Genomic DNA, 24514 nt, shown 5'->3' with positions numbered 1-24514 from the left:
CCCGGCGGCGCCCTTGTTTTGAAAGGCGCCGCCGGGGCATTTTTGTAAGTATATGTAGCGGTTACAGCTTCTTAATCTTGAATACAAAGCGCCATTTGGCCGTATTTCCGGAATACCGTCCGCGGTTCTCGGTAACGGTGACATTTAAGGTTTTGTTGATCGAGGATTTAAGAGAAGACACTTTGACTGTGGCATCGGCGATTCCGTCTTCGGGATATTTGTCCTGCTCCTGCGCTTCCGCTCGAAGCTTGATCGAACCCGTTGCGCTTACGGTCACTGAAGACCCTTCCTCAAGCTCCTTGCCGTTGACATAACCGCCCCACCACCACTCATTGCCCACATGCTCGTTCTCAACCAGTTCCGCGCTTACGAAGGTTACTTTAACCTTCGCTGTCTTGCCTGCCGCTAAAAGCGGCTGGGCCGAGAGGATAAAGGCCAGCATGAACAAAAGACTCGCTGTTACCGCTTGCTTAATCATGCGTTGCATCTCCTTGTGAACTATTTTCTTCCAGCAGAGGTCTTGAATAAGGCTGATGAGGTGTGATACATTCGAGGCATCAGAATGAAAAGGAATGATTTCAAGCCATGGACTGTTAACCTATCTTGCCGCAAGACAATCGGTTGATCCGAGTTTTCCGGGATAGGAGCAGTATGCGCTTTTTTGTAGCTGCAGGAAGTAGCCCCACCTTCAATAAGAAGGAGGGTATCTTTGTGCACAGCCTGCGCCTCCTATCCGATTACCGGACAAGGGGGCTTTTTGTTTTTTGAGGAAGTGAAGTTGAAGAGGGGGTTAACGATGGCTAATCGGCAGTATGAGATTATGGAGCGTCTTCCAACGGTGATGGAGCATAACGCTTTATGGAAATCCGTCGGATGGGGAGAGGTCGATCCGGAAATGACGGAACGCTCCATCGCAGGCTCCATGCATGGCGTTGTCGCGGTTTGCGGTGAGGAAGTTATCGGTATGGGGAGAACCGTCGGTGACGGATTCATGTATTTTTATATCCAGGATGTGGCGGTTTTGCCCGAGCATCAGCATAACGGAGTAGGCCAATTAATAGTTGAGCGTCTGCTGACTGATATCGAAAAGCGCCGGCTTTCCGGAGGAATCGCTTTTGTGGGGCTTTTTGCGGCTTCCGGAAAGGAGGTCTTCTACGAGCGCTTCGGATTTAAAGATCATTCGCCCGATATGACGGGCATGTTTACTGTGCTGAAATAAAAGGAGCAGCTGTGCTGTGTCCATTATTCCATATAAATTTCCGCGATTGCGATCTGCCGTTCCCGGGCCAGGTCGATGAAGCGGCCTTCGCTCTGTACGAGAGGCCGAAATACGTCGATTGGATTATTCATAATGATGATGCCCATTTCGCCGGTGCTGAGCAGCACTCTTTTTCCGATAAAGTTCGGAATCAGATGCTGGATAAAGGCTTGTACGAATTTGCCGTTCAGCTTGCCGAAGCCGAGATTGTGCAGTTCCCGCAAAACACTGATAAATTCCTGCTTTGACTGAAACACGCGGGCTGTTGTCATTGCGCTGTACACGTCCGCGATTGCGGCGATTTGGGCGTAAGGATGAATCTCGCTTGATACCAGACGGGCGGGATAACCCGAACCGTCCTCGCGCTCATGATGCTGAAGAGCCACAAGCGCCGTGTTCTGGTCGCTCATGGAGTTGCGGATGATTTCATAACCGTATGTAGTGTGCCGCTTTACCTCCTGAAATTCCTCCGCAGTCAGTTTGCCGGGCTTGTTCAATAAGGTTGTCGGGATTCGGCATTTGCCGATGTCGAGCAAATATCCTGCCCGGGAAATTTCGTAGCATTCCTGCTTGGTATAACCGAGCCAGGAAGCAATATAATAGGTTAGCATGCCGACCTGAAGGGAATGGTTGTAGGTATATTCATCCTCGCGATCCAGCAGAAGGAGCAGAGTAACAATATCTTTATGCTGGTCGAGCGAATTAAGCAGGGGTTTCAGGATATCGTCAACCATGGACTGGTTAAAGCTTCCTGTGGTTAACGCTTCCAGATAGAGGGATTTAAAACCTACAATACTTTGGTCAAATTCCGTATTAACCGTCTGAAAGACACGCGGAACCGATGCACTCGATTGACGAGCGTCATCTATGTCAACGTAGTCCACATCATGCTGCATCAGTCTGGAAATGTCATCCACCCGGAGCTGGGCTCCTCTGGAAAGCACATGTATGCCCCTCTTGCTGAAGGTATCGTCCTTCAGGCAATCGCCGGGCTTTAAATCCGTGACGTGCACTCTCAAATCCAATGTCACCCCTGCCAGTTATTTACTTAAAGAATAACAAGAACAGGTAAAATTTTCAATGGAAATCAGCGGGGGGGAATAGGCCTATTGTCGCTGGAAGCGGGGTCGGCACCCTTCCATGTTTCGGATGATTCGCCTATGTCTTTCTTCCATATTGGCACCATGCGTTTCAGCTCTTCGATCGCGTAGCGGCTGGCCTCGTAACAGGCGGCACGATGCGGGGAAGATACGGCGATTATGACGCTGGCCTCTTGTACGCCCACATGTCCGATGCGGTGGGAAATGGCGCAGCGTGCCTGCCATCGTTCCATGACTTCTCTGCCGATTTCCTCAAACTTTGAGAGGGCCATCGGAACATAGGCCTCGTAGTGCAGGGCCGAAGTCCGCTCGCTGCCGGTCATCTCCCGTGTCGTCCCGACAAAGACGAGTGAAGCGCCGTGATCTTTGTCCAGCACTTTGTTCAGGATGTCTTCCGTACGGAGCGGCTGCTCCGTTACGGTGTAGAATCCATCCTGAGTGCTGTTCTCCTCCGGGGAGGGCTCTCCTCCGGATACCGGAGGAATCAGCGCCACTTCAGAGGATTCGGTAATTACGGTGTTATCGGGAGCGTATTCGCGGTCGACGGCCACCATGGACACGGCGATCTGACCGGCGGCTTCCGGATAGGAAGCGGACAGGAGCTCCTTGAGTTTACCGGCGGTTACCGGAGGCTCGGCTACGTGGAAATTCAGGGTCTGGGAGCCGATGACTTCAGCCAGCCCCGCGAAAAGACGAATGGAAAGTTGCATACTCTGTTCACCTCGCTAATGATTATAATGACTACAATATACCATAATGTCTTTTAAAATGTTATGCTAGGCACTATAGACAAACTGCCTGCCGCCCCTTATGGGCGCGGCTTCACAGCCGGAAGGAGCTTGGACGATGAGGCCTGAAACAGAGCGTCTTACGATTCTTCATACCAATGATATTCACAGCCACTTCGAGATGATGAGCCCGCTTGCCGCCGCTATCGCAAGGCAGAAAAAAAAGGCCCGAAGCAGTCCCGTACTGCTGTTCGATATCGGTGATCATATGGATCGGGCCGCCGCGGAAACCGAAGGCACCTTGGGACAGGCGAATATCGATATGATCAATCTTACGGGCTATGACGCCGTTACGATCGGAAATAATGAAGGCCTGACCTTTTCTAGGGAGATGCTGTCATCCGTCTTTACCGGCATCCAGTGCCCGGTCGTCTGCTGCAACATGGTGGAGATTGCAACGGGTGAGCCGCCGCATTGGATGCAGCGCCACGCGATTCTGGAGAAAGAAGGCGTGCGGATTGGAGTAACGGGAGCAACCGTGCCCTTCGCCTCGTTCTATTCGCTGCTCGGATGGGATGCGCTGGAGCCGGAAGAATGCCTTCGGGAGCAATGCCTGCTGCTCGCGCCGCAGGTGGATATTGTGATTATCCTTTCGCATTTGGGCCTGCCCGCAGACCGGTTGCTAGCTGAGCGTCTGGATGGGGTTCATGCCATTCTGGGCGGCCATACGCATCATGTACTGGAACAGCCGCTGATTATTGATGGGACGGCAGTGTGCGGCGCCGGCAAATTTGGACGCTATCTGGGGCATCTCGTTTTTGAACGTGACGAGGCGTCGGGACATTTCCATTATGTGACGGGAGAATGCGTTCCCGTCGATCCTTCTCTCTCCGAACCCTCGGTATCCTCGGCGGCAACCCTGCATTTGGAACGCGGAAGAGAAGTGCTGAGCGAGACGGTTGCCATTACCGACCGGCGGCTGGCTCTTGATCTCGGGGGAGAGTCCCCTTTTGCCAATTTGCTGGCGCAGTCGGTGAGACGATTCACAGGGACTCCTCTCTCGCTGGTCAATGCCGGTCAACTCCTCGGACCCCTTCCGGACGGTGAGATCACGACCGGCATGCTGCATGCGCTGTGTCCATCCCCGATTAATGCCTGCATTATGCGGCTGTCCGGCCAGGATATCCGCACAGCGCTTCAGCAGAGTCTGACGGCGGAGTTCCGTCAGAAGGTCATTTACGGATACGGCTTCCGGGGAGAACGACTCGGCGGTCTGGCAGTGGACGGATTAAAAATCTTGTACGATCCTCATGTGATGCCTTATGATACAAATATTGCAGTTTTTGTCGACGGACAGCCGCTTGAGGACCGCCGGGAGTATACGGTCGGGACGCTCGACATGTTCACTTTTCACATGGGATATGAGTCGATTGGCAACGGCGATGACGTTCGGTTCCTGCTGCCTCATTTCCTCCGGGATTTGCTGCGCCTGGAGCTGCAGCGTCCGGGAAGTCTGGACGAGTGCGCGAAGGCCCGCTGGGAGCCGAGAACTCATTAGCGGGAGTACCGGCTCAATTACCCTCGTAATTCCAAATTCCGGGGTTCCCGCACATTGCACTTGCAAGCATCGGAGCTGAATCCCCCGCATTACGGGGTTGTCTTACCACCCAAATTGCAGAACTGTTTAGGAGGCCAAATATGGACACAATCACAGCTATTATTCTCGCTATCGTTGAGGGGATCACCGAATTCATCCCCGTATCCTCCACCGGTCACATGATCCTGACCACCCGGCTCCTTGGATTTGACGAACAGGATAATTTGATGAAGACGTTTGAAATTTTCATCCAACTTGGGGCGATTCTCGCGATTGCTCTCGTTTACCGCCGCCGAATCCTCGATCTGCTCGGAATCGGCCGCAAGACCGAAAGGGGAGGCGTCATGCCCCGTTCGCGGCTCAACCTCATTCACGTTCTTCTCGGTATCGTGCCTGCGCTTGCCGTCGCATTTGTCGCCCGCGATTTTATCAAGAGCCTGTTCGGAGCGAGCACGGTGCTGTGGGCTCTGGTCGCAGGGGGAATTCTGATGATCGTCGCCGAATGGGTCAACAAGCGCAAAGTGCGGATCACCGCGCAAGAATTGGATGACCTGTCCTACGGACAAGCTCTGGCGATCGGATTATATCAGATTATTTCCGTGCTGTGGCCCGGCTTCTCGCGCTCGGGGTCGACAATTTCGGGCGGCATGCTGAGCGGGGTCAGTTACAAGGCTTCTGCGGATTTCTCCTTTTTGATCGCGATCCCGATCATGTGCGCGGCGTCCGGTTATGAGTTGCTCGATTCCTACAAGGATATCACCGGCGACACGGTCGGAATTTTTGCCATCGGATTCCTGGTTTCGTTTGTTGTAGCCTATCTCGTCGTTATTATTTTCATGCGGCTGATTCAAAAAATCCGGCTCACCCATTTTGCCATTTACCGCTTTTTACTTGCCGCTTTCTTCTGGCTGTTCGTTATGCGCTAAGATCCGTTTTTCGCGGAGGCTTCACCTTTGTCGACTCGCTTACTGGATGTAACGGTATAGCTACCCGAGCAATCATGAATATTTTGTATGGCACCCAATTACCGTTAAGGCAGGAGTGAGCCCAAGTTGCGTTTGGTACCTATCAATCGGCTTCAAGAGGGGATGAAGCTGGGTAAAAAAATATATAATGATGAAGGATTAGTGCTGCTCGCGGATGGTGTGGAGCTTACCGGTCCGCTGATCAACCGCTTGGCCAGAATGGATATCGGTTATGTATACATACACGATGCGCTGACGGAAGATGTGGAAATTCCGACGATGCTTCATGATGAGACCCGCAATCAGGCGCTCAAGTCGATACGTACCCAGTTCCAGGATATGTCGAACTCATCGGGCATTAAGAAAGGCTTTTATCATCTCGACAAAAAATTTTCGAAAGTCATGGATTCCATACTCGACGACATGTCTTCGCAGGAAGATCCGATGATTATGCTTCATGATATGCATACGACCGACAATTACCTGTATGTCCATTCACTGAATGTATGTCTTTATACTTTGGTGCTCGGAATCGCTCATGGCTACAGCAGCGCTGACTTGAGAGTACTCGGGCTTGGCTCGCTGCTCCACGATATCGGCAAGACGCAAATTCCCGCCAAAATCGTCCAAAAGCCGGGCATGCTAAGCGATGAGGAATTCCGGCACATGCGCGCCCATACCGAGATCGGTTATAAGATTCTGAAAGAGGAGCCGAACATTCCTCTCCTGGCCGCCCATTGCGCCTACCAGCATCACGAACGGATCGACGGGTCCGGTTACCCCCGTGGCATTCTCGGTCCGCAGATTCACGAATATGCGAAATGGATCGGCGTGGCGGATTCCTATGACGCTATGACCTCTAACCGTGTGTATAAAAAGGCTATGCTGCCGCACCAGGCCGTGGAGGCGCTGTACGTCGGTTCCGGTACGCTCTACGAGCAGCAGCAGTTGGAGATCTTCCGGGATCGTGTGGCGATTTACCCGATCGGCTTGAACGTCAAGCTGAGCACGGGAGAGACCGGTGTTATCGTCAAAATCGATCCAAGCATGCCCCACAGGCCCGTAGTTCGGATAATTGAGGGTCCGGAAGGCGAGAAGGTGGCTCCCTATGAAATCGATCTGCGCAAAATCCTGTCGGTGGTGATCTCCGATATGACGGTTTAGCGGCGAGTATCTGCAAAAGAATCTTTAAGGGTTCCATATGGAACCGGCCCCCATGCAGCGGGAACGGGGACGAAAGGCGCCTCCAGCCGGAGGATGTCTTCGCCCTTTTTTTCGTTGCATCTTGCTTTTTGCCCTCCTGCCGCCGCAGAAGCGGCTTTAACGTTTGCGGAACAATGCGTTTTTTTAAAAGTTCATGGTATGATAAAGGGTAAGGCGGAAGTTTTTCGCGGTTTTTTTGGTTAATAAAGAGAATAAGCATTTGCTATTGAAGGAGTTATTGCCACATGAACAGGATTCAATCACCAACCTCAATACCAAAGGAGCTGTCGCCAAGCTACGATCCGTGGGACCCTATCACCTCTCTGAGCCGATACGGAAAGCATATGCTTACCAGTGTGGAAATGACAGTCACCAATCTGTGCAATATGCGCTGCGAGCACTGTGCGGTCGGCGACAGTCTGACGATACGGGAAGGAGAATTGCTGCCGCTTGAGAATATGCTGAACCGGCTGGAGGAAGCGGAGCATCTGGAGACGATCAGCATTACCGGGGGAGAACCGATGTTCCGCGCGGATACCGTGGACAACATGATTGTTCCCTTGCTTAAATATGCGAGGGAGCGCGGATTGCGCTCTCAGATTAATTCGAATCTGACGATGCCCTATTCCCGGTATGAGAAGCTGCTCCCTTATCTTGACGTTATGCATATCTCGTTCAACTATGTGAACGGGGACGATTTTCATGAGGTTGGTTTTGCGGGCAGCGGCCATGCCGTGGCGAAAGAGGCGGCTTACCGGCTGTATGACACGATGCTGGAGAATGCGCAGCGGCTTAGCCGGGAGGGCATGTTCATTTCCGCGGAATCGATGATCAACTACCGGACACACGGCAAGCTGCCGGAAATTCACCGGTTGATCGGGGACATGGGCTGCCGCAGACACGAAGTTCATCCGATGTACGCTTCCAATTTCGCGTCTTCGCTTCCGGTCCTGTCGCTGAAGGAGACGGCTGCCGCCATTCAGGCCCTTCTGGACCAGCGGAATCCCGACATTTGGATGCTGTTCGGAACGCTGCCCTTTTTTGCCTGCAGCTTTCTGGAGGAGGACCGCGAGCTGCTGCGCCGTCTGAAGTCCGAGAAGAACGTTACGGTGCGTAACGACCCCGATGGCCGAAACCGTGTCAATGTCAATCTGTTCACCGGCGATGTATTCGTTACCGACTTTGCCGATATCCCCGCCTTTGGAAATATCGCCGAGCGGAAGCTGGACGATATTTTTGCGGAATGGCTGTGCGAGCACCCGCTCAATCAAAAGGTAAATTGCCACTGCGCCGACGCCGGCTGCTGCGGCCCCAATCTCTTGGTAAAAGATATGTACTACCCGGATATTGACTTTAAATCGAGAAAAGCGATCACTCTGTAGAAATGGGGCGTTGTTATCGTGCATACGGAATTTGAGATCGGAAGTTTAGTGCTTAACCTTCTGCTTGTTCTGTTGCTCGTCTTTTTAAACGGTGTCTTTGTGGCCGCGGAATTCTCACTTGTGAAGGTCCGCCAGTCCCGGCTCACCCAGCTTCAAAGCGAAGGCAATAAACTGGCCGGTTATGCGCTCAAGGTCAACCATCGGCTGGACTCTTATCTGTCCGCCACCCAGTTCGGCATAACGCTGGCTTCGCTCGGTCTCGGCTGGGTGGGGGAACCGGCGATTTCGGAGCTGCTCGTGGAGCCGTTGATGTTCAAGCTGGGAGTTACCGACCATGCCCTGATTTCCACCGTATCGGTCGTTATCGGCTTCTGCATCATCACCTTCCTACATATTGTGCTTGGTGAGCTTGCGCCCAAATCCCTGGCGATCCAGAAGACGGATGGCACAGCGCTTCTGCTGTCGGCTCCATTGATGTTCTTTTACAAGGTGTTCTTGCCGTTCATCTGGGTTCTGAACGCGTCGGCGAACGGGCTGCTGCGTCTCATCGGCGTGGAGCCGGCGAGCGAGGCGGAGGCTGCCCACTCCGAGGAGGAAATCCGCATTCTGATGAATCAGAGCGCGAAGAGCGGTGTCATCGACAAAGATGAGATGAAGCTGATGGACAATATCTTCGAGTTCTCCGACCTTTTGGCCCGCGAGGTGATGCTTCCCCGGACGGATATGGATTGCCTGTATACGAATCTTTCCGTGGAGGAGAATTTGCGGATTGTGACGGAGACCAAGCATTCCCGTTATCCCGTGGCGCTGGAAGACAAGGACCGGATTATCGGCTTCGTCCATATTACCGATTTTTTGCTCGCTCCTCGGGAGCAGCAGAGCAATTTGGCCAGCCTTGTCCGTCCGATTCTGAATGTGCCGGAATCGATCGAAATCAGCCACGCGCTGCGGCTGATGCAGAAGCATCATTCTCAGCTGACGCTGGTTGTGGACGAATACGGCGGCACGGCCGGCCTGCTTACGGCGGAAGAAATACTCGAAGAAATTGTCGGCGACCTGCATGACGAATTCGAGGATGAGCGGCCGGACGTAGAGCACAAGGAAGGCGGCTACATCTCGGTCTCCGGCCGGATGCTGATCGAGGATATCAATGATTTGACGGGCATTGAGATCGAGGACGACGAAGTCGACTCCATTGGCGGCTGGCTGTTCAAGGAACTTGAGGGCAATCCCGCCAAGGGCAAACGCAGAGTCGTCGATCATGTGATATTTGAGGTCGAGGAATCCACTCGGCTCCGCATTACCCGGATCAACATCCACCGGGAGCCGGACGCTTCCAAAGAAGAAGAAGAGGAAGTCCGGGATCGAAACGATTAATGATAATGACAGCGCCGCACATTTATAATCTCAAAAGACTCGCCCCGCGCCTTACGGCGCTCTAACGGGGCGAGTTTTTATTTTTTTCTGAACATCGTCTACATACCGGGTGGACTACATAAATTAATTACGAAGATAATCCTCGGGAGAGCAAGATTTACGCAAAGCCGGGGAAAGCGAAGGAGGAATAGCCGTTGACTTCACAAGCACCAAACTCCCAAGAACGCGTATATTCGGTTTACGTAGGGCCGTTCGATCCCTGTCCGCCGGTTCCCTGCAAGACATATGTCGTGCCCCCTCATTTGTTTTTGGGCTTCCAACCCCCGAATCTGCCGCAGTTCAACCTTACGGAAGCCTTGAGGATCGGCACGCTCTGGCCCGCGCTGTACAGCACGTATACACCTCATATCAGAGGAGGGAATTAGCAAATGGAAGCAACCCCCTGCGATCCCCGCTATTATGAACTGCTGGAGCAGCTGCAGACGCTTGATTTTGCGCTGGTTGAGCTGAATCTTTACCTGGACACTCACCCGACCGATCTGAATAGCATCCAGCAGTTCAACCAGCTTACCCAGGAACGGACCCGGCTGGCAAAGCAGTTCCAGGAGCTGTATGGTCCGCTGCAAAATTTCGGGCGCGCGTATTCGAAATGTCCCTGGGAGTGGAGTGAAAGTCCCTGGCCTTGGCAGGTTTAAACAGACGCAGAGGCGAAAAAGGAGGTTAAGTGCATGTGGGTTTACGAAAAAAAGCTGCAATACCCGGTCCGGGTGTGCAAGTGCGACGTCCGGATGGCGAAATATCTGATCGAACAGTACGGAGGAGCGGATGGAGAGCTTGCCGCCGCCCTTCGCTATATGAATCAAAGATATACCATCCCGGGTAAGGTCATCGGGGTGCTTAACGACATTTCAACGGAAGAGCTGGCTCATCTGGAAATGATAGCGACAATGGTCTACAAGCTGACCAAAGACGCGACTGTGCAGCAGTTGGAGGAGGCGGGTCTTGGCGCCCATTATGTCAACCATGACTCCGCACTTTATTACGAGAATGCCGGAGGTGTGCCGTGGACGGCCGCTTATATTCAGGCAAAAGGGGACCCGATTGCCGATCTGTACGAGGACATTGCCGCAGAGGAAAAAGCGCGGGCTACATATCAGTGGCTGATCAATATGACCGACGACGTGGATTTGCAGGACAGCCTCAAATTCCTGAGAGAGCGGGAGATCGTGCATTCGCAGCGCTTCAGGGAAGCTGTCGAGATACTCAAGGAAGACCGGGAGTACAAGAGGGTGTTCTGACAAAATAAGAACAAACGGCTGAGCCAGCTCTTTGGAGAGGGCATCCGCCCGAAAATAAATCCCCCGCTAAAGATGGCGGGGGATTTATTTTGACGTATGCGCGGCCTCGTACGATTCTTTTAAAGGATCGGGAATCCGGTTCGAGCCTTTGGCCCTTCGGTCCAACCGGTGCTTCAGAAGCTCGGATACCGTTACCACGGAATAATTCCGCTTTTGCAGCTCGGGAAGGATGATTTTGAGCGCTTCGACCGTCTGGGTGCTGTTATATACATAATCATGCATTAGGATGATATCACCGCTGCGCACATTGTTCAGTACTCTGTTGACTATGCGGCCGACCCCCGGCTTCGCCCAGTCCCATGTATCCTGATGCCAGGACCACAGCACTAGCTGCATCCGGTTCTGTTTAATAATATCGACAACCGCTTCGTTATACCAGCCGCCGGGAGGACGGAACAGGACAGGCTTGTGCCGGGTCGCCTGCAAGACCGCATCTTGAGTGCTGCTGATCTCTTCCAGAATCCGGATGGAGGATGCTCCCTGGAAAGAGGGGTGATGGAAAGTATGATTGCCGATTTCATGACCTTCTTCAAGCTCGGTCCGCAAAATTTCAGGATGCCGCAACGCCTTATCGCCGACGACGAAAAAGGTAGCCTTCGCCCTGTATTGTTTGAGCAGTCTAAGAATTTCCGGGGTGAGCCGCCGGTCGGGTCCGTCGTCGAACGTTAGGGCAACGAGCTTCTCCGCAGTGGGTACTTCCCAGACGATTTCCCCGTGCTCCTCGTAATATTTTCTGCTTTTTGGACCCGCCTCCGAAGCGGCATTCGCAATGCCCCCGGCAAGAGCCGCGGACAGAAGCAAGCAAATGGACAGTCGGTATACAAACAATTTCTCGTACTCCCCTCCCGTGCATGGATCAACGCTTTGATATTGCTCATAGAGTTAGGTTTCCTTTAAGGGGCTCTGATTATACGAGCTTTCCGGATGCGGCCGGCCCTTTCTTTTTGCGCTTTAATAGAATGGATCGATATAGTAGAATAGTAGGGATACTGGGAAAATCGGAAGGTAAAGCGTTAATAGAGAGGGGAACTCAAGTTGCGAAGACTCCCATTGGTCATCATCATGATTCTGCTTGCTCTGTCCATTCCGGCCGGGACGGGGACGGCGGCTGCCGTTTCCAATAAAGTTTCAGCGGCTGCTACCGATATCAGGCTGGTGTTCGCGGGCGACATTCTGCTGGACGGCTACGTCGGCGACCAAATTGCCAAATACGGAGTGAACTATCCCTTCGTTAAAGTGGCACCCGTACTGAAGAAAGCGGATGTGGCTTTTGCCAATCTGGAGACGCCCGTTTCGACAAAAGGCGAGGCGGCGAATAAGACGTTTGTGTTCCGGTCGAAGCCCGGCACGCTGGCCGGTTTGCAATATGCCGGAATTGACGGAGTGACCGTTGCGAATAATCATATCCTGGATTACGGGCAGGCGGGGATGCTGGACACATTGTCCTATCTCGACAAGTACGGAATAGGCCGTACCGGAGCGGGTAGGAATGTGGAGGAAGCGTTCAGACCTTACACAAAAACCGTAAATGGCAAGAAAATCGCTATCCTGGGCGTAAGCCGCGTTCTGTCGGATTCTTCGTGGTATGCGGGAAAGAACAAACCGGGAGCGGCCTCGGTCTATGCCCCGGAGCCGCTGCTTGGCAAGATTAAACAGTCGGCCAAAGACAATGATTTCACGGTCGTCTATATCCATTGGAATCAGGAATTCAAGGATTATCCGGAGAAGTATGCCCGCGCTCTTGCCAGGCAGATGATCGACAGCGGTGCCGATTTGATTATCGGAGCGCACAGTCACTGCTTGATGGGGATCGAATATTACAAGCACAAGCCAATTTACTATTCTCTCGGTAATTTTGTATTCAACCGCTCTACCCGGGGCGGAGAGAAGACGCTGGATTCGGTGCTGGCGAATTTCCAAATTGCCGGGAATAAGCTGTCCGCCAGCATAACACCGGTCAAAATCTTGCACGGCCAGCCGGCATTCATGGATGTAAACTACAACAAGAAGATCATTCAGTTGTTGAACAAACTGTCATTCAATGCTGTCGTCGATTCGAAGGGAAATGTATCCGAGAGAAATGCAGGCGCAAAATGACAGAAGGAGAAGGGCGGCCGTGTGGCCGCTCTTTTTAGTTTTCCGAAATCTCTTGCAAAGGTGCTTGAAAAAAACATAGGCCTCGATTAGAGGCATTATTTTGGAATAAACTTGCCAATAGCCCTGATTTTAGTTTAAATTAGTAGTAAATAGACTTGATTTTTGTCGAATTCAGGAAGGTTTGTGTGTTTATTTTGTCGATTGTTATCGGAAGATGTAGAAATATGAATTGACAGGAAAGTTGTGACACTTTACAATTCAAGTTAGAGCGTAATCATTTCTATCCGTTAATGGAACTTTCGCTTTTCTATGTAAATCATTATATAAAGTGTTATTTCAAGGGAGGATTCATTGAATGAAGGCAACAGGAATCGTAAGAAAAGTGGATGAGCTGGGACGTATCGTCATTCCGATCGAGCTTCGCCGCACAATGGGAATCGATATTAAGGACCCGCTTGAAATTTTCGTCGACGGAGAGAAGATTATTCTCAGAAAATATGAACCAACCTGCATTTTTTCCGGGAGCTCGGAGAATCTGATTAACTTCAAGGGCAAGATGGTCAGCAAGGACATTCTCGACGAACTGCTCGATAGCTTTAATCAGATATAAATTTAAATTAGCGGAAACGAAAAGATTGAGCCTGACCGCACAGGTCAGCGCTTTTTTAAAGACGGTACCCCGTGAAAGCGGGAGGCTGAATATAATAGCGAAACGGCAGGATGGGAAGTTCCGAAGGGAACAGCCAACCTGCCGTTTTTGATTGTGGGGATATTTTATAAGCTTGATTGCGGCTGCTCGAGAACTTCCTCCAGCTTTCGGATAAACCTGGACAATGTCTTTTGTTTTCCATTATTATAGGGCGTGTAAATGATACTCGCCGGGAGATGAAAGGCATTTCCGGGTAATCCGCGGAAGGGAAGAGTCATCAATGAGCAGAGAAGAGCTGGGAACGGAACGGCAAGAAACGAAGCCGACACTACAAAAGCCCGAGGCGATGGTGTTCGATATGGACGGCACACTGCTTCAGACGGAAAGTCTTTTGCTGCCTGCCTACCATAAAATGTTTGACATTCTGCGAGAGGAAGGTCTGTATTCGGGGCCGACGCCGCCGGAGGAGCGGATACTCGGCTGCCTCGGCATGCTTCTGTCGGACATTTGGAAGAATGTCATGCCAGAAGCCGGCGAGGAGGTTCACCGCCGCGCCGACGAACTGCTGCTGAGGCTGGAGATCGAAGGGCTCGAGGCTGGCGGCTCCATGCTGTACCCCAAGGTTCCCGAGACGCTTCGAAAGCTGAAGGAGCAGGGCGTCCGGCTGTTTGTATGCAGCAACGGCCTGGAGGAATATATCCACAGTATAGTTGTCGTACATAAGCTGGAAGATGTGTTCGAAGGGCTGTACAGCGCGGGCGGTCAGGGAACCTCCACGAAGGTTGATCTGCTGAAGCTTCTTCTGGACAATTACGGCATCGGCAGCGCCTGGATGGTAGGGGACCGTTCTTCCGATGTCCAGGCGGGCAAGGAGAATGGACAAACCGTAATCGGCTGCGCTTATGCCGGATTTGGCCGCAATGACGAGCTTAAAGGCTCGGATGAGATTATCCGTTCCTTTGACCAGCTTCTGGAGCTGTATGACGGTGCGCAGTAAAAGAAGGGCGCTGAAGCCCGAAAAGACCCCAACAAACGAATCCTGTTCCACACGCAAGGCGGGTGGAGACGATTCGCTTGTTGGGGTTATTTGCTTCCGGACCCCGGCGGCGTCCCGTTACTCCTCGATTTTCTTCGAGGATGAAGGCGCCAGCTTGGTCCGGTATATCCATAGCGCGTATTCCAGCGGCTGCTTTAGCGCTTTGCGGTAGGTTTCTCTCTCGCCGGCCCTGGAGAACACTTCCCGGGCCGGTTTGGGATTAACCTCAAGCACATAGATCCTTCCTTCCCGGTCAATGGCGAGATCGAGCGCCAGTTCGCATAAGGTGCCGAAGCTGTCTTCCAGAAAAGCGGCGGCGTCCAGACCTAGCTTCTCGGCCGATTGTATCGCTTTCGCCGCTTTCTCGCTGCTGCCCAGCCACTCTTTCAACAGCGTTTCCGCTCTAACCGCATGACCGCCGCCGTGCAGATTGGAGGTCACGCTCTTTGCTGCTCCTACCCGGCCGGCTATGCCGGTCAGTGCCCAATTGCCTTGGCTGTTCTTCTGAACAAGCATCCGGTAATCATGGAACCGGCCGCCGGGAAGACGCAGCGGAATACCCTGCTGAACGAGAAAACGGCCGCTGATGCACCACTGGCGCACGATCGACTCCAGCCGGGCCAGGGAAACCCGGCGGGGCTGAATAATCCGGCGGTTTTGGCGCCGGCCCTGAATATCGAACATCCCCCGCGGCTCTTTCAGCCGCTCGATGCGCAGAATTCCTCTTCCGCCGGTGCCGTTGATTGGCTTGATATACACCACCGGACTGACCCTGAGCATCCGGTGCAGGTCTGCAGATGAGTGATACAGCAGGGTATCCGGCATATGCTGCCGGAAGCGGCTTTTTTGCGAAAACGTCTGGTGAATCGTCCATTTGTTGCGCAGCGGCCGGTTCAGGAAGGTGAGGTGATTGTAACGCGAGCGGAATTGAAGCAGCTGCTGGAAGCGCACACTGCGCTGTATGCGGCACCGGTCGTAAATCATATCGGGAAAGGTCCGCCATTTTCGGCTCCATTCTCCCGTTGCCGGATCAAATACCATCGCATAAATGCGCTGCTTTCCGCTGTCGACATCCATCGGCGTGAACACGAAAACGTCCAGTCCGATTCGCTTGCCTTCCGTGATCATTTTGCGATACACCTGTTTTTCTTCAAGCTGCCGGGCGTTGTTCAGATACAGGGTTAGAATGCCTAAGACGGGTTGAGTCACAGGGATTCACCTTCTTGCAATGAAATGGCTGCCCGTCTCAGCTCTGCCGCCTGCCCGCCCGCTTCTGCCCGCGAGAACGCGGGTGGGAAGGAACGCAGGTGCAGGACGGCCGCGCCGGAGGGGCTCCGGGTAAGCCCCACGGCGGCGAGGCCGGCATTGAAGCACATCTTCAGGCTGGCCGCATTGTCCGAAGCGACACGGCATTCGAGCTTTCCGAGACGTTCGAGCTGCGCCCGCATCAGCGAGGCGCCTATGCCTTTGTCCCGGTACAGGGTGTGAACGGCGATCACGCAAGTTTCTTTGCCGTAATCCGTCACAAAGCTTAAGGCTGCGAGCTGGCTGCCGAGCTGATCGCGGATGGTTGCCGTAAGCAGCGACGAACCGGGAGCGGACAGGCGCTCAGGCGTCAGCTCCGCCAGTGTCATCCAGCCTTCCGGGGTAATCTGTTTGTCGGCATGGCGGCGGAGAAAGGCAAGGAGCGCGTCGCGCTGCCGGCTCCACTGCGCGGGGCCGGCGGCGTAAATGGAAGATATCCGCATATTGGCTGATCACATCCTTTGCGGAGAGATTGCGGTTTGGCGGGACAAGTGCTGGCTGTATTGAAAGATCCGTTCGAGCGAGAGCCTCCGGATGTCCGGTTCGTCGAATTTCATGGGCCGGGAATTGGCCTCAAAGAACCAGAGACCGCCCTTTTCATCGATGCCAAGGTCCATGGACATTTCGCCCAGCATATACCCGGAAGCCCGCTCGATTTGCCGAGCGATCAGCAGGGCGGTTGCGGACACGCTTTTCAGGATGGATACCGACCGTTCGGGTCCGAACATGGCTTCCAGCATGCTGGAAGGCTCTTCGACGCTGCCTCCGCGCGGAACATGAGTCGTGATGCTTCGGGAGCCGGCCAGTCTTGCGCCGATGCCTGTAACCCCCCATCCGCCCTTGCCGTTTTTCTGCAGGAGCACACGCAGGTCGAAAGGTCTTCCTTTGCATGTCGCAAGCTCAATCGCCTGCTGAACGATATATCGAGAGTCGCCTCGTTCCTTCCCGATGCGGGACCAGAGACGTTCCATCGACGCCGCCTTGTACGTGACGTTCCTTTTGCCGCTTTGGATTTGCAGCCGGTATGGCAGGTCTCCTTCGGCGTGATATTTGATCCGCATGATACCTTTTCCCGCCTTGCCGCTCTCGGGCTTGAGATACAGGCTGCTGTGGGTTTTCAGCATCGACGACAGCGTTCGCGAGCTTCTCAGCCGCCGTGTTGCCGGCACATGCCGGGAAGTGGCATGCGAGCCTTTCAGCCATTCGAACAGGCTCCATTTATTGAAAAAGTAAGGATTGTACAGCCGAATGCCCGGATGCTCCAGACATTCGGCGATTTTGCGGGCTACCGCGGGTTTGGCTTCTTCCTCGCGGGTTGGAATACGGTTGTATACGACTTGCGGCGGCGGAAGCTGGACGGAGGTCCAAGACTTGCCCGGACCCGGTACGTACCCGGTAACATAGGAACTCTCCAGGTTCAACTCGCGCACGGTAATCACATAAGCGAGATAGCCGAGTTCCTTTCCGGTACGAATGATATCGCGAAAGTTTTTATGATTGCCACGGAACTGCCTGTTCTTATCTCTAGTCGTCAAAATGGCGATGACGGGTCTGTCTTCGTACCGGGTGTTCACATATCATCCCTCCTGCGGAACTTGCTGAGGTACAGGCAGTGCTCCAATATATGCTCGATGGAGGCTTTGCCTTCCGCCCGCAGGGAAGGATGGCGGAAAATGGACCGCCCGGGCTTGGCGTTTGCCTCGAACATCCAGATTTCTTCATCCTGGTCGATGCCAAGATCGAAGCCAATCTCTCCGAGCAGATGGCGGTGCTGGGTTTCCAGCGATTCCGCCAAGCGGATGGCCGTTTGCTTCGCCTGCTGCAGTACCTCGTCGGCTTTGGCTCCGAATACGCGTCCGAGCGCCTGCTGCGGCGTAAGGAGGGAGCCTCCGTTTTTAAGATGGGTCGTTACGCTGCCGCGACCGGCCTTTTTCGCTCCGATGCCGACCACGACCCACTGGTTGCTGCCGTTCTTGTGCATATGGAACCGGAAGTCGATCGGGCAGCCGTCGATTTCGATCAGCCGGATACCCTGCTGAACGACATAGCTCTGCAGGGAGCGTCCGTGGCGGGACTGCAGCAGCCGCATCAGGCTCTCAAAGGTCCCGAAGCGCAGCAGCACGTTCTTGCCGCCCCGGCGGTAACGGGCGAAATATCCGCGTTTGGGCAGATAGGTCAGCCGGTAAATGCCGTGGCCGAGGCTTCCGGCGGATGGCTTGTAATAGACGAAATGATGGCGTTCCAGCATATCTTTAATGAGATCGGGGTCCGGGCTGCTGTGCGTTTCGGGCACATGCTGGTTGGCGAAGCTGTCGTTTTCAAGCAGACGGTAAATATCCGATTTGTTAAAAAAGCTCCAGTTGAAAAATGGGATTTTCTTACGGATGAACCGTTCCCGCAGCTGGTTGATCGCCGGCGAGGTTTCCGCCCGCCTGCTGGGCAGCCGGTTATAGATGACGTCGGGCAGAGGCACCATCTTGCGCTCGAACTTGCCGTTTTCCGTCAGAAAGTAGCCGTTTACGCGTTCCTGCTGCCAGTTAATGTCCCGGGGCATGAACGCGAAGATATAGCACATGTTGCCGCCTTCGCGAAGCAATTGCTTGATAAATCCCGTCCGGGAACCGAACGGCTGGGCCGAAGAAGCCGGACCGTCGGACAGGACGCCCACAAGCGGGCCTAGCTGAACCTCGTCGTTCTGCAGGTTGCGCAAGTAGACGTTGCCCGTTTTAGGCACCTTGATGGCGTTTTGGACGCCCGAAGCCAGAAAAAGATGCTTTCCGGCGCGCTTGATCGGCTTAATCACCGCCGGAATGGCGTCTTTGCCGAGCCTCAGCCGGATGTTCCTCTTCCCGGACAGCTTCAAGCTTTTCATCAGCGCCCCCGATATATATACAACTCTTTGGGGCTGCTTGGTGAAATGGACATTGCAAAATGTGAGACCCATTTATGAATCCTCCTTAGGCACCATTGATATCAATCTTCCGGATAATCCGCGTAAGCTTTCGGCGCTGCGGGGAGAACGGCGCCGCGTCAGCAGCAAGTATCGGGCGTAAGAGAGAGGGTTTTCCGCCGAGCGCCGCGCGGCGTCTCTGTCGCCCGTCAGCGTGAATGCCGAGCGGCCCGGCTTGGAGTTCGCCTCCAGCAGCCAGATCCGGCCTCCGGGATCGATGCCGAAATCGAGCCCGAGCTCGCCGAGACGCCCGAAGGCTGCCTCAAGCAGCGGCGGAAGAAAGGCGGCGCTGAGTTCCACCTCACGCAGAATATCTTCCGCGGCCCCGCCGTATTGCTTCCGCAAAAAGGAAGCGGGATGCACCGCGGTTCCTCCGCCGTGAAGGTTCGAGGTAAGCGAACCGCACGGGCCAAGGCGGGCAGCCATTCCGGCGAGCGTCCAGCCGCCGCCGCCGTCCTTCTGCATTAGCACGCGGACATCGAACGGCTGTCCACCGCCGGTCAGCCGCAGGAACGGCTGCATGATAAAGCCCTGCTTGCCGATAAAGCGGTCGATCCATTCCAGTCCGTCGCGGCGGTCATCAAAGCCGCGGACGATCTCCCGGTTTTCTCCGTCCCGGCCCCTTACAAACAGTCCTCCGGATGACGTTCCCCAGAGTGCAGCATGCAGGGTACGCTTTCCGTGTGTGCCTGCCCGTGGCTTCAGAAAGACCCCGTCTTCCCGTTCCGCGAGCATTCGCTCCAGGCTGCGTCGGCCTGCATACCGTTTGGTCTCGGGCAGCAGAGAAGACGCTCTGCGGCTTCGCCGCAGGATTTGATGGACCTTCCACTTGTCCGGCAGCCCTCTCGACCATACCAGGCTGCGCGCCAGCGCATGCAGTGCCCGGGAGGCGTTCCGTCTTTCCTCCGGATTCCTGCAGAACATCCGGTTATACACAATATCGGGTGCTTCGGCTGTCGCTGCTCGCCATTCTTCGCCGGTTCGGACAAATCCGCTCACCGTCCGGCCGTCGTCCGATACGCCATCGGGAGTGAAGATGATGACGCGCAGACCGTAGGATGGAGCGGCCCGGCACAGTGCGCTGCAGAAGGCGGGTTCGGCCACCGGGGAACCTTTGACGCCCCGGCAGGTCAGAATGCCGAGACAGCCCATTTCGGTCACAGGCATGGCGTCCTCCTTACAAACCGGCCAGGTATCGGCAGTATTGAATCATCTGCTTGACGGACGGTCTGATTTTGGTGTCGTTCAGCGGAGTGTTGTCGTTCTTGGACGGTTTCGAATTCACTTCCAATAGCCATGTTCGGCCGGATTGATCCATTCCGAGGTCGATGCCCAGTTCGCCGAAATGGGCTGGAATATTGGCCTCTACGCCTTTGGCTATGGCAAGCGCCGCCCGGGGCAGTTGGAGATTCGCGCTTTCCTTGGCACCGGGTGGAATAGAGCTTTTGCCGATCGCTTCGCGAACGGTGCTGAGACTGCCGCCCCGCGCCAAATTCGAGACGAAATGGTTGTTCCCTGCGGTGCGGGCGACAATGGAGGTTACCCCCCATTTCCCGCTGCCGTTCTTTTGCACAAGTGCGCGGAAATCGACAGGCCTGCGTCCGATCTCCATCAGCGGCAGACCTTGCTGAATCTGGTAGCGGGTGTTCTTCATCTTCGGTGCAATCGTCTGAAACAATTTGGTGAGGGTTGGGTAACTCTGCTTGCGGGTGCCCAGCGGTGTCGTGGACTGCAGCCGGTAGCCGCCTTCTTCTCGGGAAATCCGCAGAATGCCTTTGCCGAGACTGCCCCGGACAGGCTTCAGAAACACAACCGGATAATGGCCGCACATTCTCTTGAGAATCGCAAACCCGCTGAGCGGGTGGGACTCCGGCAAGTAACGCTGGAGGGCGGAGTCCCGCCGCAGCGCTTCGAACACCTCGGTCTTGTCAAGGAATTTCTCATTGAAAAAATGAGTGCCGTACCTTGATTTTACTTCCGCCAAAAAATGCTGTACGCTAGGTTTATTCTCCGCCTTGCGCGTCGTGAGCCTGTTATTGATGACATCGGCAATGGGCAGCTTCGATTGTTTCCAGCCCTCGTCATACACCCAGCCCGAAATGGTGGAGCCAGTGGTCTCCAGTGCTTTCGGCGTAAAGAAATAGACAAAGGCACCTTGTGTATGGCAGGCATTCGTCAATTCACGGCAGAACAGGGTGATCGGACCGAACAGCCTTTCGGGACGCTCGGGATGCTCCCGGCTGACGAGTACGCCGATCAGCGGTCCGAGCCGGAGCGTCCGGCTTCCGGGAACGTAGGAGGCGTTCAGAACATTCCGCGCCTTCCATCCGGTCCTTCTCGCCAGCCCCTCGCTGACGCGCAGGTTGTCGGATTTGGGGACCGGAATGACGGTGACCTCCTGACGGAAAGAACCGAAGGTAAGCAGGATTGGTCCGTGCGCCGGGATTTTGAGTTTTTTGATGAGCCGGTCGCCAAGCATGACGGCGTTCTCCTGCAGGATGCCCGAGTGCACCGTATGGACCGGGATCTTTAGCTTTGACATCGTGGATCTCCTTCCGGTAGCAGCGTGATGCCGGCTGTTTGACAGCTGAGGTCTACATATCATTCATCATATGGAGTCATACGCCCCTTGGTGATTGACCCATCTCCCGAAAGGCCCCTTATTCACAAGGAAGGCACTGGGCTCACAAAACAAAGCGAACGCTTCCGAAGCGAGTTTTGCCGACGATTACTCAATGAGGTTATGCTAACAAAACTTTTAGGAGGAACTTAACATGAACATCTACGACAAGGCGCATGAATTGGCCCGCGCAATCAAGGAAAGCAGTGAGGTGGCGGATATTTCCGCCGCGCTTAAGCTGGTGGAGGCCGATCCGAGCAGCAAGGAGATGCTGGACAATTTTCGCAGCAGCCAGCAGGAGCTTCAGGAACGGATGATGTCGGGGGAAATGCCGGCACAGGAAGAGATGGAGAAGATGGAGAAGCTGTTCGAAGTGCTGAATATGAACCTCAGCATCCGACGCCTGTTCGAAGCGGAACGGCGCCTAAGCGTCATTATTGAAGACGTGAACAAGATTATTACTGGTAGCCTGGAGCATCTGTACGGAACGGACGTTTAGGCACTCAGGCATTCATTTTCTCAAAATAAATACCACAGAGGGTGCTTGCAGCCGGTAGACCCGGCGGCAAGCACCCTCTTTTGTTCCTGCGATAGTTCTTTACCCGGTGTTCTCCTCCTTGATCACCCCGATTTCCATAACTTTACACATAGGACCTCCGGCACGCAAACAAACAACGGACCCTGCCCATGTACGCTCTTCCCGGCATTTTGTACAACTTGTCTCATAATTTGGACGGCTTGCTCATAGAGTAGAGTATAGATTCGTTATTGAAGGAGCTGTTTGAAGAGATGAGAAAAAGAAACAAGTTCAAGCATGTAGTATACCTGGCGCTGGCGCTGGCCATGCTCCTGTATGCGCTGCCCAAATTGTCGCCGGAAGGGCCGACTCCGGTGTTCGTGTTCGGAGCAGTGTGGGTAGCCTTTGCGCTGCTCGTGATTGCCGCTCATCTGCATTTTATTATTGGGGTGGACGAGGAGAAGAAGAAACGGCTGGATGCGGTGCGAAAGGCGAAGCTGGAAATGTGGCAGGGAAAATGGAACGAAGAAGGACGGGCTACCCAAAGATTATAGCCCTTTTGGCATACGGTCTGTCCGGTATTGATCCGGGCAGGCCGTTTTTGTTGATTCGGGGTGCCTACGCCATCAAAGACAAAGTATTCATTTGACGATCGTACCCGATTGCGACTACAATACAGTACAGTGTAGTACAGTTTTGGGTTCGGAGGTGTAACAGTTGGACAATCAAGGCGATGCAGTCACAAAGCACGAACAGCTGCTGCAGCATATTGAAAACTTAAAGGTGGGCGCTAAAATATCGGTCCGGAAGCTGGCGAAGGAAATGGCTGTCAGCGATGGAACGGCTTACCGGGCGGTCAAGGAAGCGGAGAACTTGGGGATTGTCATTACCAAGGAGCGTATTGGAACCGTCCGGGTGGAAAAGAAGCCCAGGGGCATCTCAGAGCAGCTTACGTTCGGTGATGTGGTTGACATTGTCGAGGGACATGTCCTTGGAGGGGCGAACGGACTGGACAAGCCTTTGCATAAATATGTAATCGGCGCCATGAAGATCGACGCCATGATTCGCTATATCGATGCGGACAGCCTGCTGATCGTCGGCAACCGCGACGACGTGCATTCGCTGGCGCTGGAGCAGGGCGCGGGGGTGCTTGTGACCGGCGGCTTCGGGACCAGCCGCGAGGTCAAGGAGCTGGCGGACAAGCTTGATCTTCCGGTCATCTCATCGCGCCATGATACCTTCACCGTAGCCTACATGATCAACCGTGCGATTTTTGACCGGTTAATCAAGAAAAAGATTATGCTTGTCGAGGATATTGTCGACCGGAAGCCGCGGATCAACACGCTGAAAATATCCAACACGATCGGTGAGCTGCTCAGTCTGTCCAAGGAGAGCGGGGAACAGCGGTTTCCCGTTACCGATGAATGGAACCGCGTCATCGGCATCGTCGGCCGCCGCGACGTAGAGGATCTGCCGGAGGACCAAACGATCGAGAAGATGATGATCCGCGGTCCGGTCACGGTCGGTCTGCAGACGTCGCTTGCCTCGGCGGCCCAGATCATGATGTGGGAAGGCATAGACTTCCTGCCCATTATCGACCGCAACCGCAAGCTGGTAGGATCGCTTACCCGCAAGGAGGTTCTGCAGAGCCTAAGGGACGTGCGCAATCAGCCGCAGCTTGGGGAGACCTTCGACCATCTTATCTGGAACGGGTTTGCCGAGGAGCGTGACGAGGAGGGCAGGCTGTTTTTTCACGGCTTTATTACCCCGCAGATGGCGACGGATCTGGGAACCATCTCCGAAGGGGTTATTTCGACGCTTATGATGCATGCCGCATTCAAAGCGGCCAAGGATATAACGGGAAACGATCATGTGCTGGACAATATGTCGACCTATTTTGTACGGCCGGTCCAGATCGAGGACTCCGTTATCGTCACGCCAAGGCTGCTGGAAAGCAGCCGACGGACCTGCAAGCTCGAAATCGAGATCAGCCATCAGGGAACCCTGGTAGCCAAATCCGTATTGATGCTGCAATCGATCGATCACAGATAAGGCTTAACTTAGAGATTGCTCTGCCGGGACTCCGCTGGGCCGGAAAGGTGAATCGGGCTTCGTCATTTTAAAGGACTTCGTCTTTTATGGCGGAGTCCTTTTTATTTCTTCAACCCTCTAAAGGATTAGGTAGACGGTATCTCCTTGGAGGATGCCCTTGGGCCGAAAGTTGACATTTCTTGTATCTTTATTGCAAACGGAAAACCGATTATTTAGAATTGGAACAAAGTAAGAGCGGTTTTCAGAAAATTTCCCATCAGCTTTTCCTTCTACAAGTTGAAGAGCCTGTTCGTTGCCGATTTCGGCTATCCGTTAATGCA

25 protein-coding genes are annotated in these 24514 nt (G+C 54.0%); 15 read left to right on the top strand and 10 right to left on the bottom strand.

The features are described 5' to 3' along the window. Window positions 1-61: 61 nt before the first annotated feature. Window positions 62-478, bottom strand: coding sequence for a hypothetical protein (locus EH198_RS06125; RefSeq protein ID WP_124694669.1), 417 nt, complete (start codon window positions 476-478; stop codon window positions 62-64). Between the two features lie 318 nt (window positions 479-796). Here EH198_RS06125 and EH198_RS06120 point away from each other — a divergent pair, with 318 nt between their 5' ends. Continuing rightward, window positions 797-1219, top strand: a complete 423-nt coding sequence (locus EH198_RS06120; protein ID WP_124694668.1) for a GNAT family N-acetyltransferase — start codon at window positions 797-799, stop codon at window positions 1217-1219. Between the two features lie 23 nt (window positions 1220-1242). On the opposite strand, the gene EH198_RS06115 is transcribed toward EH198_RS06120, so the two are convergent. After that, window positions 1243-2277, bottom strand: coding sequence for an HD-GYP domain-containing protein (locus EH198_RS06115; RefSeq protein WP_124694667.1), 1035 nt, complete (start codon window positions 2275-2277; stop codon window positions 1243-1245). A 68-nt stretch (window positions 2278-2345) separates the two neighbouring features. Next, window positions 2346-3068 carry a molybdenum cofactor biosynthesis protein gene (locus EH198_RS06110; protein WP_124694666.1) on the bottom strand — a complete coding sequence of 241 codons (723 nt, stop codon included), beginning with the start codon at window positions 3066-3068 and terminating at the stop codon, window positions 2346-2348. A 136-nt stretch (window positions 3069-3204) separates the two neighbouring features. Between EH198_RS06110 and EH198_RS06105 the strand changes: the two genes are divergently transcribed. From EH198_RS06105 to EH198_RS06070, 8 genes are all read left to right on the top strand, one after another. Then, window positions 3205-4644, top strand: coding sequence for a bifunctional metallophosphatase/5'-nucleotidase (locus EH198_RS06105; RefSeq protein WP_124694665.1), 1440 nt, complete (start codon window positions 3205-3207; stop codon window positions 4642-4644). A gap of 140 nt (window positions 4645-4784) precedes the next feature. Beyond that, a complete protein-coding gene (locus EH198_RS06100) occupies window positions 4785-5609 on the top strand; it encodes an undecaprenyl-diphosphate phosphatase (protein WP_124694664.1) in 825 nt (274 codons plus the stop codon). A gap of 126 nt (window positions 5610-5735) precedes the next feature. Further along, window positions 5736-6812: an HD-GYP domain-containing protein gene (locus EH198_RS06095; protein WP_124694663.1), complete on the top strand. Its 1077-nt coding sequence runs from the start codon at window positions 5736-5738 to the stop codon at window positions 6810-6812. A gap of 284 nt (window positions 6813-7096) precedes the next feature. After that, window positions 7097-8233, top strand: coding sequence for a radical SAM/CxCxxxxC motif protein YfkAB (gene yfkAB / locus EH198_RS06090; protein ID WP_124694662.1), 1137 nt, complete (start codon window positions 7097-7099; stop codon window positions 8231-8233). Between the two features lie 18 nt (window positions 8234-8251). Then, window positions 8252-9610, top strand: coding sequence for a hemolysin family protein (locus EH198_RS06085; protein ID WP_124694661.1), 1359 nt, complete (start codon window positions 8252-8254; stop codon window positions 9608-9610). Window positions 9611-9804: 194 nt separating this feature from the next. After that, window positions 9805-10035: a spore coat associated protein CotJA gene (locus EH198_RS06080; protein WP_124694660.1), complete on the top strand. Its 231-nt coding sequence runs from the start codon at window positions 9805-9807 to the stop codon at window positions 10033-10035. A 3-nt stretch (window positions 10036-10038) separates the two neighbouring features. Then, entirely contained in the window at window positions 10039-10305 is a 267-nt protein-coding gene (locus EH198_RS06075) for a spore coat protein CotJB (protein ID WP_124694659.1), read from the top strand. Window positions 10306-10338: 33 nt separating this feature from the next. Continuing rightward, window positions 10339-10908, top strand: a complete 570-nt coding sequence (locus EH198_RS06070) for a manganese catalase family protein (RefSeq protein WP_124694658.1) — start codon at window positions 10339-10341, stop codon at window positions 10906-10908. 84 nt (window positions 10909-10992) lie between these two features. Here the strand turns inward: EH198_RS06070 and EH198_RS06065 are convergent, their stop codons facing one another. Continuing rightward, window positions 10993-11796, bottom strand: a complete 804-nt coding sequence (locus tag EH198_RS06065; protein ID WP_124694657.1) for a polysaccharide deacetylase family protein — start codon at window positions 11794-11796, stop codon at window positions 10993-10995. Window positions 11797-12030: 234 nt separating this feature from the next. On the opposite strand from EH198_RS06065, the gene EH198_RS06060 reads away from it, so the two are divergent. The 3 genes from EH198_RS06060 to EH198_RS06050 all read left to right on the top strand — a co-directional run bounded on the left by EH198_RS06060 (window position 12031) and on the right by EH198_RS06050 (window position 14711). After that, window positions 12031-13065, top strand: coding sequence for a CapA family protein (locus EH198_RS06060; RefSeq protein ID WP_124694872.1), 1035 nt, complete (start codon window positions 12031-12033; stop codon window positions 13063-13065). 355 nt (window positions 13066-13420) lie between these two features. Further along, window positions 13421-13675, top strand: coding sequence for an AbrB/MazE/SpoVT family DNA-binding domain-containing protein (locus tag EH198_RS06055; protein ID WP_124694656.1), 255 nt, complete (start codon window positions 13421-13423; stop codon window positions 13673-13675). Between the two features lie 319 nt (window positions 13676-13994). Further along, the gene (locus EH198_RS06050; protein WP_124694655.1) at window positions 13995-14711 is read left to right on the top strand and encodes an HAD family hydrolase; all 717 of its coding nucleotides are present in this window, start codon (window positions 13995-13997) and stop codon (window positions 14709-14711) included. Window positions 14712-14828: 117 nt separating this feature from the next. Here EH198_RS06050 and EH198_RS06045 read toward each other — a convergent pair whose 3' ends face one another. From EH198_RS06045 to EH198_RS06020, 6 genes are read right to left on the bottom strand one after another with little or no spacing between them, the layout of a single operon-like run. Next, entirely contained in the window at window positions 14829-15959 is a 1131-nt protein-coding gene (locus EH198_RS06045; RefSeq protein WP_124694654.1) for a YheC/YheD family endospore coat-associated protein, read from the bottom strand. Next, a complete protein-coding gene (locus tag EH198_RS06040; protein WP_124694653.1) occupies window positions 15956-16498 on the bottom strand; it encodes a GNAT family protein in 543 nt (180 codons plus the stop codon). Before EH198_RS06040 ends, EH198_RS06045 begins: the two co-directional genes overlap by 4 nt. 9 nt (window positions 16499-16507) lie before the next feature. Continuing rightward, a complete protein-coding gene (locus EH198_RS06035; RefSeq protein WP_124694652.1) occupies window positions 16508-17629 on the bottom strand; it encodes a YheC/YheD family endospore coat-associated protein in 1122 nt (373 codons plus the stop codon). Continuing rightward, on the bottom strand, window positions 17626-18999 hold the full coding sequence (locus EH198_RS06030) for a YheC/YheD family endospore coat-associated protein (protein WP_124694651.1): 1374 nt from the start codon (window positions 18997-18999) through the stop codon (window positions 17626-17628). The genes EH198_RS06035 and EH198_RS06030 overlap by 4 nt, the downstream gene beginning before the upstream one ends. Next, window positions 19000-20172, bottom strand: a complete 1173-nt coding sequence (locus EH198_RS06025) for a YheC/YheD family endospore coat-associated protein (RefSeq protein WP_124694650.1) — start codon at window positions 20170-20172, stop codon at window positions 19000-19002. It abuts the gene before it with no gap. Between the two features lie 10 nt (window positions 20173-20182). Then, entirely contained in the window at window positions 20183-21547 is a 1365-nt protein-coding gene (locus EH198_RS06020; RefSeq protein ID WP_124694649.1) for a YheC/YheD family endospore coat-associated protein, read from the bottom strand. A 232-nt stretch (window positions 21548-21779) separates the two neighbouring features. Between EH198_RS06020 and EH198_RS06015 the strand changes: the two genes are divergently transcribed. The 3 genes from EH198_RS06015 to EH198_RS06005 all read left to right on the top strand — a co-directional run bounded on the left by EH198_RS06015 (window position 21780) and on the right by EH198_RS06005 (window position 24194). After that, window positions 21780-22124: a YlbF/YmcA family competence regulator gene (locus EH198_RS06015; RefSeq protein ID WP_124694648.1), complete on the top strand. Its 345-nt coding sequence runs from the start codon at window positions 21780-21782 to the stop codon at window positions 22122-22124. Between the two features lie 290 nt (window positions 22125-22414). Beyond that, a complete protein-coding gene (locus EH198_RS06010) occupies window positions 22415-22696 on the top strand; it encodes a hypothetical protein (RefSeq protein WP_124694647.1) in 282 nt (93 codons plus the stop codon). A 163-nt stretch (window positions 22697-22859) separates the two neighbouring features. Beyond that, window positions 22860-24194, top strand: a complete 1335-nt coding sequence (locus tag EH198_RS06005) for a DRTGG domain-containing protein (protein WP_124694646.1) — start codon at window positions 22860-22862, stop codon at window positions 24192-24194. The last annotated feature ends 320 nt before the right edge of the window (window positions 24195-24514 follow it).

It is taken from the genome of Paenibacillus rhizophilus, assembly GCF_003854965.1.
Taxonomy (GTDB): domain Bacteria; phylum Bacillota; class Bacilli; order Paenibacillales; family Paenibacillaceae; genus Paenibacillus_AQ; species Paenibacillus_AQ rhizophilus.
This window is presented reverse-complemented; position numbering and strand designations above follow the sequence as displayed.